Origin of the sequence: Streptomyces sp. NBC_00988 (assembly GCF_045162645.1) — a bacterium.
Lineage (GTDB): Bacteria > Actinomycetota > Actinomycetes > Streptomycetales > Streptomycetaceae > Streptomyces.
Window position 1 is genome coordinate 5,127,130 of record NZ_CP108730.1, and the last position, 12,273, is coordinate 5,139,402.

The window sequence follows — 12,273 nt, forward strand, 5'->3', positions numbered from 1 at the left end:
GCCCGGCACCCCCTCTCTTTTTCCGAACCGACCGGTCAGAGTTCCGGAGCCAGCAGCGTCAGTCGCAGCAGCGCCGCGACCGCCAGGCCCGCCGGAACCGCGTACCACCACCTGCGAACCCATCCCGCCTTGACGAACACCCGACTCAGCCCCGCTACAACCGCCGTGAGCGCCAGGGCAGTGCCCGCCGCGAAGTTCGAGTGGGCGACCGTCTCGCTGTCCCAGGGGCCCGAGGGGTCCGCCGCGTAGGCCAGGAGCGTCAGGTAGGCCGTCACCAGGTGGCCCAGGGTGAGGACGAGGGCGCAGAGCGCGGACGCGATGCGGGTGCGCGAGGGGCGGGGCGCCCGCACGTCCGCGTGAGGGGTCGAGGGGCGGACAGGGCTGGTCACTTCAGGGCCTCCTTGGCGTCGTCCAGCTTGCGGTCGAAACCGCGACCGTAGGCCTGGGCAGCGGGGTCCTCATAGTAGGGACCGCCGTTGTAGCGAGCGGCCAGCTCCTGCAGCTGGGCTCGGGTCATCCGGTCCGGCGGGACATCCGCGAAGCCGCTCTCCGCCTTGAGCTGGGCCAGGTACTCCGAGGAGATGAAGATGTTCCTGGCCGGGTCCTTGATCGAGTCCACCACGACGTCCCGCTGCATGTCGGTCAGGTGGTTCGGGTCGTAGCCGAGGACCTCGGCGGCACGGCGGACCTGGATGGACATGGGGCCCATCGAGGTGCGGTCGGGGTCCTCGCTGAAGGGGAGGACCTTGCGGCCCTCGTAGGCCAGGTCGTCGAGGACGCCCGGATCGCCCTCGACCTCCTGCCAGGCGATGCCGGCGACCATCTCGGGCGGCAGGCCCGCGTCCTGGGCGGCGGCCTTGATGACGGCGCTGTTGGCCGAGATGTACTGGCGGCGGCTCTCGTCGGAGTTCGACGGCAGCCAGTAGTTGTTGCCCTCGGCGCCCGGCAGTCCGTCGATGCGGGTCTGGATGCGTGACAGCGTCTCGTTGACCACGACGTTCCCGCCCATGGTGGGGATCGAGTCCACCTTCGGCCCGGCGCCCGGGAGTTGGGCGTACGGGTTGTCGCTCGCCTGGCGCGCCTCGGCCTGCAACGGGCCGAGGTTCCTGAGGAACTGACCCGGGTCCGCGATGGGGCTCTGGAAGTCGGGAAGGGAACGGTTGGCGGCCTTGATGTCCGCGACGCACGTCTCGCGCGCCTCCGACTCCACGCGCAGGGCGTCGCCGTAGTGGCCACTGGTCTGGTTGTAGTAGCGCTCGGCGTCCTCGCGGATCGCGTCGACGTCGACCGTCAGTTCCGCGAACCAGTCCATGACGCCCGTGGTGGCCCGGAGGTCCTCCCACTGCCTCATGGGCTCCGCTGCGCGGGCGGTCGGGGTGACGGCGGTGGCCTCCCGGGACATCACCTCGGACAGTTTGCCTTCGCTGGCTTTGCCGCTCTTGTAGTGGCTCTTGGCCGTGGTGACCGCGTCCGCATACGTCGTGAGGGCGTTCCCCACTCTGCGGAAGGCTTCCGACAGGGCGTCGGTGAGACCCTTGGCCTCGCTCAGCCGCTTCGCGTACAGCTCGCGGGCGTCGCTCCGCCAGTCAACCTTCACCGCCTTCCGGAAGGCGTCGTCGGTGGTGTCGATCAACTTGTGCAAACGCATGAACTCGGCGGCGCTACGGCCGATGAGCGCCGGGTTCGCGTCCTCCAGGAACTCGACGTCCTCGCGGTGGGCCACGGGATCACCGGTTCCCTGGTTCGGTGTAACGACCCGCCACCAGAACGGAGTTCAGCTGCCCGCGTACGTCACCGTCGTACTGCGTGTACGCGTTGTTCGCGGACTTCAGCCTGCCCGACAGTGCCGCCAGCAGGACGACCGCGTCCGTGTACTGGTCCTGGGCGAACCGGGCGAACGCCTCGACGTTCGAGGCCACGTCCGGGTGGGACCGGGGCACCCGGGCCATCGTGGCGTTCTCCCCGTCCATGCGTCCCTCGTACAGGACTCCCGCGATCTCGATGAGCAGATGCGAACTCCCGTCGACCGAGCCCGCGTTGACAGAGAACCCGTCCGCGCCACCGCCGGCCGGCCCGGTGGACGAACCGCCCGGATCGGCCGGCAACTGGTTCAACCGCATCCCCGCCGACGGCTGTTGCCGCGCCAGCGCGTCCGCTTTGAGCTGTGCCCATTCCTCGTCCCACGACATGATCCCCGTCCCCCGTTCAGCCGTGACATCGCGCGAGCACACACATCTCGCCCCTCCAAGTCTGCCACGAACAGGTCAAGGACGATCAAGAGTTGACCAAAAGAGGTCGGCGCCGGGTCGTGAAGTAAGAGATCTACGTGAACCGCCGAGGCCCCCTCCCGACACCCCCGCCCCTCTGTGTACCGTCCTCCCGTGTGTCGATCGGTGATCACTCAACTACCGTTCTACGCGCGAAGATTCACCGCAGTCAGTGACATCCGCAGCACCCGTAACGCCCGCGACACCCACCGCACCCGCACCCCTGTTCATTCCACCCCCACTGATGGAATCCCCCCACTCACGGAGGTTCACCGGATGCTCAGTCTTGGCAAGTCCATGACACTCGCCTACGCGTCACGCCGTAGGTTCACCACCGCCCTCACCGTCCTCGGCATGCTCGCCACGGGCGCTGCCGTGCAGGCGGCCACCGTCACGCCCGCGCACGCCGCCACCACGCACCGCGTGCTGTTCGACGACGGGCACGCCGAGGAGGCGGGCAACGCCGACTGGATCATCTCCACGAGCAAGCCCGACCCGCTGTCCCAGGACTCCTCCCCCTCCTCCGACAAGGACTGGACCGGGGCGCTCTCGTCGTGGGGCATCGCCCTGCAGAAGACCGGCGACTACAGCCTCAAGACCGCGACCAGCGCGCTCACTTACGGGGGTTCCTCGGCCACCGACCTGTCGAACTTCGACACGCTCGTGCTGCCCGAGCCGAACATCAAGTTCACGACCGCCGAGAAGACCGCCATCATGAACTTCGTGAAGGCGGGCGGCGGGCTGTTCATGATCTCCGACCACACCGGGTCCGACCGCAACAACGACGGCTACGACGCGGTCCAGATCCTCAACGACCTGATGACGAACAACAGCGTCGACTCGACCGACCCGTTCGGCCTCTCGATCGACTCGCTGAACATCAGCTCCGGCTACCCGGCCGCCATCAGCGACAGCAGCAACCCGGTGCTGCACGGCTCCTTCGGCACCGTCACCAAGAGCCTGATCGCCAACGGCACCACGGCCACGATCAAGCCGGCCGACAACTCCGCCGCCAAGGGGCTTCTGTACCGCAGCGGTTACTCCGGGAACACCGGCGCCTTCTTCGCCACCAGCACCTTCGGAAGCGGCAAGGTCGCGTTCTGGGGCGACAGTTCGCCGGTCGACGACGGCACCGGCCAGTCCGGCAACACGCTCTACGACGGCTGGAACGACACCGGTGCCACCAACGCCGCCCTCGCCCTCAACGCCACGGAGTGGCTCTCCTCGTGAGCCGTAGGTCGTAGGGCACAGAGTGGTGCGGACTCGGGGCGGGGTGCCCCAACCCCGGGTCCGCACACCCGGTCCGCACACCGGGATGGTCAAGCTCCGGATCGGATCGGACCGCTCCGGATCGGACCGGGGGACCTGACAGCCGTCGAAATGGGCCGCACGTTAGCCTCGGTGGCGACAGCAGGTCAGCTCGGTTCCATCCGTTCCGTCAGCTCCAGGAGGCACGTCATGGCCAAGGTCCCCAGCGTTCCCAGCGCGGTGATCGCCGCGAGCGGGCTCGTCGGTGGGTACGGCGTGGCCCGCTGGACCAGGAAGCGGCAGCTCGGCGGGGTCGTCCTCGCCGCTGCCGGGGCCACCGCCGCGCAGCAGTGGCGGCAACAGGCCGGCGGCAAGGCGGCCGGGGCCCTCACCGTCGCCTACGTCGCCGCGTTCGCCGGCTCCCACCCCCTGGCCAAGAAGGTCGGCGCCTGGCCCGCGGTCTTCGGGGTCGCCGGCGCCGTAGCCCTCGCATCCTGGGCGATCGCCGACCGGAACGCGTGACTCCGTCGGTCACCGGCGCATCCGACTCACCCGGCACCGGCGCGCCCTGCCCAACTGGGCGTCGGCGCGCCTGACTTGCTCGGCACCGGTGCGCCTGACTCATCCAGCCCAGCCCGCCGACTCACCCACCGACCGGCACACCTGAGCAACTGGGCGCCGGCGCAGCTGACTTACGCAACCCGGTACGCCCGCCCCACCCGGCGTCCGCGTAGCCGACTCGGCTCGGCAACCGGCGCACCGAGTCCATTCGGCGCCGTCCCGCCCCACCCCGCCCGGCGCGCCGACGCCCCCAACTCACCTGTCCGCAACGCCCCGTTGATGCCCAAGCACATTCACCACCCGCCCACCGGGATCCCGCACAAAGAACCGCCGTACCCCCCACGCCTCGTCCCGCAGCTCCCGTACGATCTCCGCGCCCGAGGCCACCACCTCGGCCCAGACCGCGTCGACGTCCTCGACCTCCACGCTCAGGTCGGGGACGACGGGGGCGGTGCGTTCCTCCGTGAGGAAGCTGATCTGGGCGGTGGGGTTGGAGGGGGAGGCCAGGGTCATGACCCAGCCTTGGTGCATGACTTCCTCGAAGCCCAGCAGGCCGTAGAAGTGTGCGTTCGTCGCCATCGAGTCCTCACCCCCTTCCGCCACTTGGAAGTCGGGGACGATCCTGCGGATGGTCATCGGGTACGGCTCCTCACGGTCGGTGGGCGGCGGCGCACAGCACACCGTCGGTCGAGTCCTCCGCGCCGCGCGGCCTGAAGCAGCGTCCCACCGTCGCCGCGACCAGCGCGCCCGCCGCGATCACCAGCGTCGCGAACGCCCATGCCAGCGGTTGTTCCGACTCGAAGGACAGGTACATCTGCACCGCGGGCGGCACCGCCACCAGCAGCAACGGCCAGGCCAGGTCGTCCCTGCGGCCGAAGTAGCCCGCCAGGAGCAGAAGGATCACCGCGAGCGCCAACCCGCCGCCACCGGGCGCCTCATCCGATGCCGGCACAGGTACCGGTACCGATCCCGACGGGACGCAGACGACGTACGCCGTCGTCGCGAGGACGGCGCCGAGTGTGCGGGTCAGCCACCGTTCCGGCCAGGGGCGCGTCCGCAGGGGGCTCAGCAGCTTCTCGGTCATACGTACGAGGGTCATCCGCGGGGCGGGGCCGCGACAGAGTACGAGTACTCAGATCCGGCGGGTCTGCCGGATCCACCGGACCCGGCACCCTTACACCGACCCCGCCGACCCCGCTGACCCCGCCGCACCGACCGAAGGCGACTTCACCGTCAACAGCGTGGCCACGTCCTCCAGCGACCGCCCCTCCGCCCGCCCGCCCCGCCAGCGCCGCCGCCACCAGCCCCGCCGCGATACCGGTGACCTGGCCGGAGCTGATCGGCAGCCCGCCGCCGCTCCCGGCCGGGGTGCCGGCACTCGCACTCGCACTGGCACTGGCCATCGAGGTCCCTCCTCGTCGAGCGAACCCCCTCCAGGTGCCCCCGGGAATCGGCCCCTACACCCGCGCCTGCACCCGCTCCTACACCCCCACCAGCCGTGTCACCGTATAGATCAACAACCCCACCAACGACCCCACCACCGTGCCATTGATCCGGATGAACTGCAGGTCACGCCCGATGTTCGCCTCGATCTTCCGGGTCGTGTGCTCGGCGTCCCAGCCCGCCACCGTGTCGGTGATCAGCGAGGTGATCTCCTTGCGGTACGTCGTCACGACGTACACCGCCGCGCCCTCGACCCAGCCGTCGACCTTCGCCTGGAGCTTCGGTTCTACGGCCATCCGCGCGCCCAGCGACAGCAGCGAGGCCCGCACCCGCAGCCGTAGCTCACTGCGCTCGTCCTCGGCGGCGGACACGATCATCGAGCGGACGGACGTCCACGCGCTGGCGATCAGGTCCTGGACCTCGCCGCGGCCGAGGACCTCGCCCTTGAGGCGCTCCACACGCGCGCGGGTCTCCGTGTCGGACTGGAGGTCGGCCGCGAAGTCGCCGAGGAAGCGGTCCAGGGCGCCGCGAGCCGGGTGGGAGGGCATGTCGCGCATCTCGGTGACGAAGCGGAGCAGCTCCTTGTAGACGCGCTCGCCGATGCGCTTGTCGACGAATCTCGGGGTCCAGCCGGGCGCGCCGCCCTCGACCGCGTCCATGACCTGCTCGTCGTGCAGGACGAGCCAGTCGTGCGCGCGGGCCACGATCAGGTCGACGACCCGCTTGTGACCGCCGTCGGCGACGATCTTCTCCAGCGTCTTCCCTATCCCGGGCGCGATCTCCTGGGCGTCGGCCCGGCGGGTGATCGCCTCGCCGACGATCGCCTGGACGTCGGAGTCCCGCAGGACGGTGAGGGCACCCCGGAGCGCTGCCGACAGCTCGGCCGTCACGCGGTCCGCGTGGTCCGGTACGGCGAGCCAGGCGCCGAGGCGGCTGCCGATGCCGACCGCGCGCAGGCGTTGCCGTACGACCTCCTCGGAGAGGAAGTTCTCGCCGACGAACTCGCCCAGGGAGACGCCCAGTTGGTCCTTCTTGGTGGGGATGATCGCGGTGTGCGGGATGGGCAGGCCCAGCGGGTGGCGGAAGAGGGCCGTGACCGCGAACCAGTCGGCCATCGCGCCGACCATGCCCGCCTCGGCCGCCGCGGCGACATAGCCCGTCCAGGGACCGGCGCCCGAGTGCGACGCCCATTTCGCGAGCACGTAGACGACGGCCACGAAGAGCAACAGGGCGAGCGCCGTCAGTTTCATCCGGCGGACGCCGCGCTGCCGCTCCTGGTCGGCCGCGCTGAAGGTGGTCATCGTGCGGCGGGACCCGTCACTCTCGGTCGCCGCCCCAGCCCTGGCTCCCGCCCCCGCTTCTGTCCGTTCCATCCGCTCCACCCGTTCGCCGGTACCGTACATATTGTCCCTTCCTGACCGACTCCCGGAACGGAACAGGAGTTCCCGTACTCACCCGATCGGGCAAAATGGCAGGACCCTGCCACTCACCCGAGGAGATCCGTACCCGTGACCAAGCGTCGTGACGGGGGTCTGGGGGTGTCCCCCACCAAGCAGCGTGCCCTGCTGGCCGCGATCATCACCTTGATCGTGGTCCTTTCCGCCTGCATATACGTCGGGGCCTCCGCCGGCGACGGAAGCCGGGGCGACGACGGGAAGAACTCCGCCGGCTCCCGCTCCGGCGGCAGCTCCGCCGCCCCCGCCTCCGCAGGCACCTGGGTGGGCGCCTGGGCCGCCGCCCCGGTGCGCGCCGAGACCGGCACGGAGGAGACCGGCATGGCGGGCCGCTCGGTACGCAACATCGTCCACACGAGCGCCGGTGGCGCGGGCGCCCGGATCACCCTCTCCAACCTCTACGGCCGGGCCCCCCTCAGCATCACGCACGCCTCGATCGCCGTCGCCGCCACCCGCAACAGCTCCGCGGCGGCCGCGGGCACCATGCGGCGGCTCACCTTCGGCGGCGCGACCTCGGTCACCATCCCGGCCGGGCGGCAGACCCTCAGCGACGCCGTGCGCCTCCAAGTCCCGGCGGGCGCCGACCTGTTGGTCACCACCTACTCCCCCACCGCGTCGGGACCGGTCACCTACCACCCGTACGCGCGGCAGATCTCCTATCTCGCCGACGGCGACCACGCCGAGGACGCGACCGGCACGCCGTACCTCGAACGCACCGCGATCTGGCGGTACTTGACCGCGGTGGACGTGCTGAGCGACCAGGCGAACGGGACGGTCGTCGCGTTCGGCGACTCGATCACCGACGGGTCCACCTCGACGGAGAGCGCCAACCGCCGCTGGCCGGACGCCTTTTCGCAGCGGCTGCACGCGGCCGTCGCGGCCGGGCGGGACGTGCCGCGCTACAGCGTCGTCAACGAGGGCATCAGCGGCAACCAGATACTGACGAGCCTCGCCGGCCGGCCCGCCGAGAACCAGAGCGGTCTCGTCCGCTTCGGCCGTGACGTGCTGGGCCGCCCGAACGTCAAGGTCGTCGTCATCGACCTCGGCGTCAACGACGTCCTGCACGGCGCCACCGCCGACCGGGTCCTCACCGGCCTGCGCACCCTGGTCCGCCAGGCCCACGCCCGCGGCATCAAGGTCATCGGCGCGACCCTGATGCCCTTCGGCGGCCACCCGCGCTACTCGGCGGGCCGGAACGCGGTACGCCAACAGGTCAACACGGCGATCAGGAGCGGCACGGTCTACGACGCCGTCGTCGACTTCGACAAGGCGCTCCGCGACCCGTACGACCCGCGCCGGTTCGCCTCCGAGTACGACTCGGGCGACCATCTCCACCCCAGCGACCGGGGCTACCGGAAGATGGCCGCCACGATCGACCTGGCGGACCTCAAGGGCGCGGTCCCCGCCCAGTTGTAAGTCCCAGTCGTAAGTCCCAGTCGTAAGTCCCCGTGGTGAGGCGGCGGCTCGGCGCCCTCCCGGAAACCTCAGGAACTCAGTCCCAGTCCCGGTGCCTGCGCTCCCGCCGGTCCCGGTGCCGCTCGCGGCGCTCCTCGTGCCGTTCCCTGCGCTCCTCGTGCCGGCGCCGGATCGCCTCGCGGTGCTCGTCCATGGCCTCGCGGTGGGCGTCGTGCAGGCCGGACAGGGCGTCGCGGTGGGAGCCGTAGAGCTGCTTGGCGGACGAGCCGCGCTCCAGTTTCTCCTGGCGCCGCTCCTCCTTGAGGCGCTGGCGTTCCGCGCGGGTCACCTTGCGTTCCACGCCGACGCCGCCCCAGAAGGCGAAGCCGGTGATGATCACGCGCGGGGCGCCCGGGTCGCCCGGAACGCCCTCCTGGCTGTGGTCGAAGCCGCCCATGATGCCGATGCCGCGGACGACGACCTCGACGCCCGGCGGCACGATGATCTGCGCGCCGCCCATGATCGCGACGCAGTTGATCTCGACCTCGCGGTCCGCGAAGTTCGCCTCGCGCAGGTCGATCTCGCCGCCGCCCCAGAAGGCGACGGCGGTGAACCGCTTCGGGACCGTCCAGCGTCCCTTGCGCTGGAACCCGGACATGATGGCCACGGCGGCGGTCGAGGACCCCTCGCCGCCGACGATCCGCCGGGCCCAACTCCCGCTGTCCACCGGCTCCTTGACCATGTTCACCGGCGGCGGGGTGACCCCGGCGACCGGCAGGTCCTGGGTGATGGGCGTGAGTTCGCCGTACGTCCGCGCCTTGTAGGTCGCCTCCAGACGCTCCTCGAACTCCTCCATGTCGAGGCGGCCTTCGGCGACGGCGTCGCGCAGAACCTCGGCGACCCGCTCACGGTCGGCGTCGGATGCGCGGAGTTCCGGGACTGCGTCGTCGGTCATACAGAGCAGCCTACGAGGTGACTCCGCGCAGGGCTACGAGGGACCGCGAGACCGCCTTCCCCTCCTGTCACATGGCCGCTTTCTCGGCCTGCTCCGCGTACATTTTCGCGATCACCGCCTCGATGTCCGGCTCCCGTACCGACAGGTCCACCATCGGGTACTCCGCCGCGATCCGCGCGACCAGCGGAGCCGCCGACTCCGACGCCGGGAAGGCCAGCCACTGCCGGGGGCCCTCCACCTTCACGACCCGCGCGTCCGGCACCTCGATCGGGGGCAACTCCCGTTCCAGGTCCACCACCAGCGTCCGCTCGCTCTCCCCGGCCTCGTGCAGCCCGGCGAGCGGACCGTCGTACATCAGGCGCCCGTGGTCGATGACCATCACGCGCGAGCAGAGCTGCTCGATGTCCTGGAGGTCGTGGGTGGTGAGGAGGACCGTGGTGCCCTGCTCGGCGTTCAAGTCCCGCAGGAACTCCCGGACTTTGGCCTTGGAGATGACGTCCAGGCCGATGGTCGGCTCGTCGAGGTAGAGCACCTCGGGGTCGTGCAGCAGGGCCGCCGCGATGTCGCCGCGCATCCGCTGGCCCAGGGAGAGCTGCCGTACGGGGACGTCCAACAGGGCGCCCAGTTCGAGGAGTTCGACACAGCGGTCGAGGTTCGCGGCGTAACGGGCGTCCGGGATGCGGTACATGCGGTGCATCAGCTTGTACGAGTCGATCAGCGGGAGGTCCCACCACAGGGTCGTCCGCTGGCCGAAGACCACGCCGATGCGGTGCGCGAGCCGGGTGCGCTCGCGGGACGGGTCGATGCCGGCGACCCGCAGCCGGCCCCCGGACGGGGTGAGGATGCCGGTCAGCATCTTGATGGTGGTCGACTTCCCGGCGCCGTTCGGACCGATGTAGCCGACCATCTCGCCGCGTGCCACGGTGAAGGAGATCGAGTCGACGGCCCGCACCTGCCGCCGCTCCCGCTTCATGAACCCGGTCTTCTTGCGCACGTCGAAGACCTTCTCGACGCGGTCGAGTTGGATGAAGTGCTCGTCTTGAATGCGGTGCTCGTCCACAGTCCTCAACTTCCCGTACTTCGGTACGACTTGAGCCCCGCCCGCCACGCCAGCCCGGCCAGCGCGCAGCAGGCGAGTGCCACCAGCGGCGACGCGAACTGCACGCCCGGCGGCAGATCCAGCGGGTACGGCCGCCCCAGCACATAGGAGGCGGGCACCCAGTTGACGAAGGCGAGCGGCAGCATGAAGGTCACGCCCCGCACGAAGTCCTTGCCGAACACCACCGGCGGATACGACAGCAGGGTGTTGCCGCCGTAGGTGAACGCGTTCTGCACCTCGGCCGCGTCCTGCGCCAGGATCTGGAAGGCCGCGCCCGCCACGAACAACGCCCCGAAGATCGCCGCCCCGCAGACCAGCATCACCGGCACCAACAGCAGCTTCCCGACAGTCCAGTCGACGTCGATGTGGAGCAGCGCGTACCCGAGCACCAGGCCGCCCTGGGTGATCCGGCCGAGGCGGCGCAGCGCGAACCGGTCGGCGCCGATCTGGGCCAGCACCGGCGCGGGGCGCACGAGGAGCGTGTCGAAGGAGCCGTCGCGGATGCGGGCGCCGAGCACGTCCATCGAGCCGAGGACGAGGTCGGAGATGCCGAACGCGGTCGCCGACAGGCCGTACAGGAAGGCGACTTCGGGCAGTGACCAGCCGCCCAGCGAGTGGACCTGCGAGAACATCAGCAGGATCGTGGCGAAGTCGAGGCCGGTCACCAGGAGGTTGCCGACCACGGTGATGACGAAGGACGTGCGATAGGCCATGCTCGACCGGATCCACATCCCGGCGATCATCCCGTAGGCACGCAACCCCTCGCGCCAGCGCGGGAGTTCACCGTCACCCGGGTACCGGAGGGTCGTCCCCTCACTCGTTCGGGTCGTCTCAGCCACCCTGCACCACCACTCTCCGCGTAGCCGCCGACTGCATCAGCCGCCCCGCCGCGAGCAGCGCCACCGCCCAGGCCGCCTGGAAGGCGTACGCGTGGAGCGGATCGGTCTTCCCCATCAGCACATCCGCGGGCAGCTGGATCTGCGCCGCCCACGGCAGCGCGCGGACGACGTCGCCGAGCGCGCCCGGGAACGCGTTCAGCGGGAGCACCATGCCCGAGCAGAAGATCCCCAGGATCATCATGGCCTGGTTGATGCCCGTGCCGTCCATCAGCCAGAACACGCTCAGGGCCGCGAGGTAGCGGATGCCGAAGCTGACGAGGATCGCGAGCAGCAGGGCCACCAGGAGGGCCGCCCAGGACAGGACGTCCGTGGGCAGCGCCATCGGGAAGAACAGCGCGCCGAAGGTGAACGGGATCACGCCCCGGCCCACCAGTTGGAACAGGGAGCGTCCGAAGTCGCTTGCCAGCCACCAGAGTTGGAGGTCGGCGGGCCGGTACAGGTCGACGGCGATGTCGCCCGTGCGGATCCGTTCCATCAGGTCCTTCTCGAACCCGCCGCCCTGGATCGCCAGCGTCGCGTACAGACACTGCCCCAGCCACACGTACGTCACCGCCTGCGCCTGGTCGTACCCCCCGAGATGCGGCCGCTGGTCCCACAGCGCCAGATACGTGTAGACGAGGACCACACCGAAGACCGTGTTGGTGAACACCCCGGCGAGCGTCGCCGCCCGGTACGTCGCGTACCGCCTGAAACCCCCCGCCGCGACGGCCGCGTACAACCGCCCAGCGCCCACAGAAACCACCCTCCACCACGTCTTGACACCGAAGCGCAGGAGCCTAGTCCGCAGGTGGTGACGCACGCCACGCATTTTCCGGGCAAGTGCGTGCCGATCGGCGGGAACGGAACGCATGGTGCGAGAGTCTTCGTCTGGGGGCGCAGAAGCGCACAAGGCCGTACAGGAACGTACGAGGCAGTGCGGGCCGGTACGACGCGAAACAGGAGTCCGTGCACG

12 protein-coding genes and 1 pseudogene are annotated in these 12,273 nt (G+C 70.2%); 3 read left to right on the top strand and 10 right to left on the bottom strand.

What is annotated here, in order from left to right:
- Window positions 1-35: 35 nt before the first annotated feature.
- The 3 genes from OG496_RS23310 to OG496_RS23320 are packed head-to-tail and all read right to left on the bottom strand — an operon-like array spanning window position 36 to window position 2,189.
- Entirely contained in the window at window positions 36-389 is a 354-nt protein-coding gene (locus tag OG496_RS23310) for a hypothetical protein (protein ID WP_405972277.1), read from the bottom strand.
- Window positions 386-1,723: a hypothetical protein gene (locus OG496_RS23315; protein ID WP_405972278.1), complete on the bottom strand. Its 1,338-nt coding sequence runs from the start codon at window positions 1,721-1,723 to the stop codon at window positions 386-388. The genes OG496_RS23310 and OG496_RS23315 overlap by 4 nt, the downstream gene beginning before the upstream one ends.
- Window positions 1,724-1,727: 4 nt before the next feature.
- Window positions 1,728-2,189: a hypothetical protein gene (locus tag OG496_RS23320; RefSeq protein WP_405972279.1), complete on the bottom strand. Its 462-nt coding sequence runs from the start codon at window positions 2,187-2,189 to the stop codon at window positions 1,728-1,730.
- Window positions 2,190-2,564: 375 nt separating this feature from the next.
- Between OG496_RS23320 and OG496_RS23325 the strand changes: the two are divergent.
- Both OG496_RS23325 and OG496_RS23330 read left to right on the top strand, forming a co-directional pair.
- A pseudogene (locus OG496_RS23325) lies at window positions 2,565-3,491 on the top strand (hydrolase); the annotation flags it as partial.
- A 234-nt stretch (window positions 3,492-3,725) separates the two neighbouring features.
- The gene (locus OG496_RS23330; protein WP_405972280.1) at window positions 3,726-4,037 is read left to right on the top strand and encodes a hypothetical protein; all 312 of its coding nucleotides are present in this window, start codon (window positions 3,726-3,728) and stop codon (window positions 4,035-4,037) included.
- A gap of 294 nt (window positions 4,038-4,331) precedes the next feature.
- Here the strand turns inward: OG496_RS23330 and OG496_RS23335 are convergent, their stop codons facing one another.
- From OG496_RS23335 to OG496_RS23345, 3 genes are all read right to left on the bottom strand, one after another.
- Complete coding sequence (locus OG496_RS23335) at window positions 4,332-4,712, bottom strand: VOC family protein (protein ID WP_405972281.1); 381 nt, start codon at window positions 4,710-4,712, stop codon at window positions 4,332-4,334.
- Window positions 4,713-4,725: 13 nt separating this feature from the next.
- A complete protein-coding gene (locus tag OG496_RS23340) occupies window positions 4,726-5,160 on the bottom strand; it encodes a hypothetical protein (RefSeq protein ID WP_405972282.1) in 435 nt (144 codons plus the stop codon).
- Window positions 5,161-5,557: 397 nt separating this feature from the next.
- Window positions 5,558-6,922 (bottom strand): DUF445 domain-containing protein, encoded by a 1,365-nt coding sequence (locus OG496_RS23345; RefSeq protein WP_405972283.1) that lies wholly within the window; start codon window positions 6,920-6,922, stop codon window positions 5,558-5,560.
- A gap of 105 nt (window positions 6,923-7,027) precedes the next feature.
- Between OG496_RS23345 and OG496_RS23350 the strand changes: the two genes are divergently transcribed.
- Entirely contained in the window at window positions 7,028-8,389 is a 1,362-nt protein-coding gene (locus tag OG496_RS23350; RefSeq protein WP_405972284.1) for an SGNH/GDSL hydrolase family protein, read from the top strand.
- A 76-nt stretch (window positions 8,390-8,465) separates the two neighbouring features.
- Here the strand turns inward: OG496_RS23350 and OG496_RS23355 are convergent, their stop codons facing one another.
- The 4 genes from OG496_RS23355 to OG496_RS23370 form a co-directional block, all read right to left on the bottom strand.
- Window positions 8,466-9,323, bottom strand: coding sequence for a DUF1707 domain-containing protein (locus OG496_RS23355; protein ID WP_405972285.1), 858 nt, complete (start codon window positions 9,321-9,323; stop codon window positions 8,466-8,468).
- Between the two features lie 67 nt (window positions 9,324-9,390).
- Entirely contained in the window at window positions 9,391-10,383 is a 993-nt protein-coding gene (locus tag OG496_RS23360) for an ATP-binding cassette domain-containing protein (protein WP_399392072.1), read from the bottom strand.
- 5 nt (window positions 10,384-10,388) lie between these two features.
- Window positions 10,389-11,165 carry an ABC transporter permease gene (locus tag OG496_RS23365; RefSeq protein WP_405976689.1) on the bottom strand — a complete coding sequence of 259 codons (777 nt, stop codon included), beginning with the start codon at window positions 11,163-11,165 and terminating at the stop codon, window positions 10,389-10,391.
- A gap of 88 nt (window positions 11,166-11,253) precedes the next feature.
- Window positions 11,254-12,054 carry an ABC-2 family transporter protein gene (locus OG496_RS23370; RefSeq protein WP_366490542.1) on the bottom strand — a complete coding sequence of 267 codons (801 nt, stop codon included), beginning with the start codon at window positions 12,052-12,054 and terminating at the stop codon, window positions 11,254-11,256.
- Between the last annotated feature and the right edge of the window lie 219 nt (window positions 12,055-12,273).

Bases quoted from the DNA above. Each gene is read 5' to 3' on its own strand.
- OG496_RS23365 (WP_405976689.1), bottom strand. From the start codon at position 11,165: ATGATCGCCGGGATGTGGATCCGGTCGAGCATGGCCTATCGCACGTCC.
- OG496_RS23320 (WP_405972279.1), bottom strand. From the start codon at position 2,189: ATGTCGTGGGACGAGGAATGGGCACAGCTCAAAGCGGACGCGCTGGCG.
- OG496_RS23335 (WP_405972281.1), bottom strand. From the start codon at position 4,712: ATGACCATCCGCAGGATCGTCCCCGACTTCCAAGTGGCGGAAGGGGGT.
- OG496_RS23345 (WP_405972283.1), bottom strand. From the start codon at position 6,922: ATGTACGGTACCGGCGAACGGGTGGAGCGGATGGAACGGACAGAAGCG.
- OG496_RS23340 (WP_405972282.1), bottom strand. From the start codon at position 5,160: ATGACCGAGAAGCTGCTGAGCCCCCTGCGGACGCGCCCCTGGCCGGAA.
- OG496_RS23330 (WP_405972280.1), top strand. From the start codon at position 3,726: ATGGCCAAGGTCCCCAGCGTTCCCAGCGCGGTGATCGCCGCGAGCGGG.
- OG496_RS23355 (WP_405972285.1), bottom strand. From the start codon at position 9,323: ATGACCGACGACGCAGTCCCGGAACTCCGCGCATCCGACGCCGACCGT.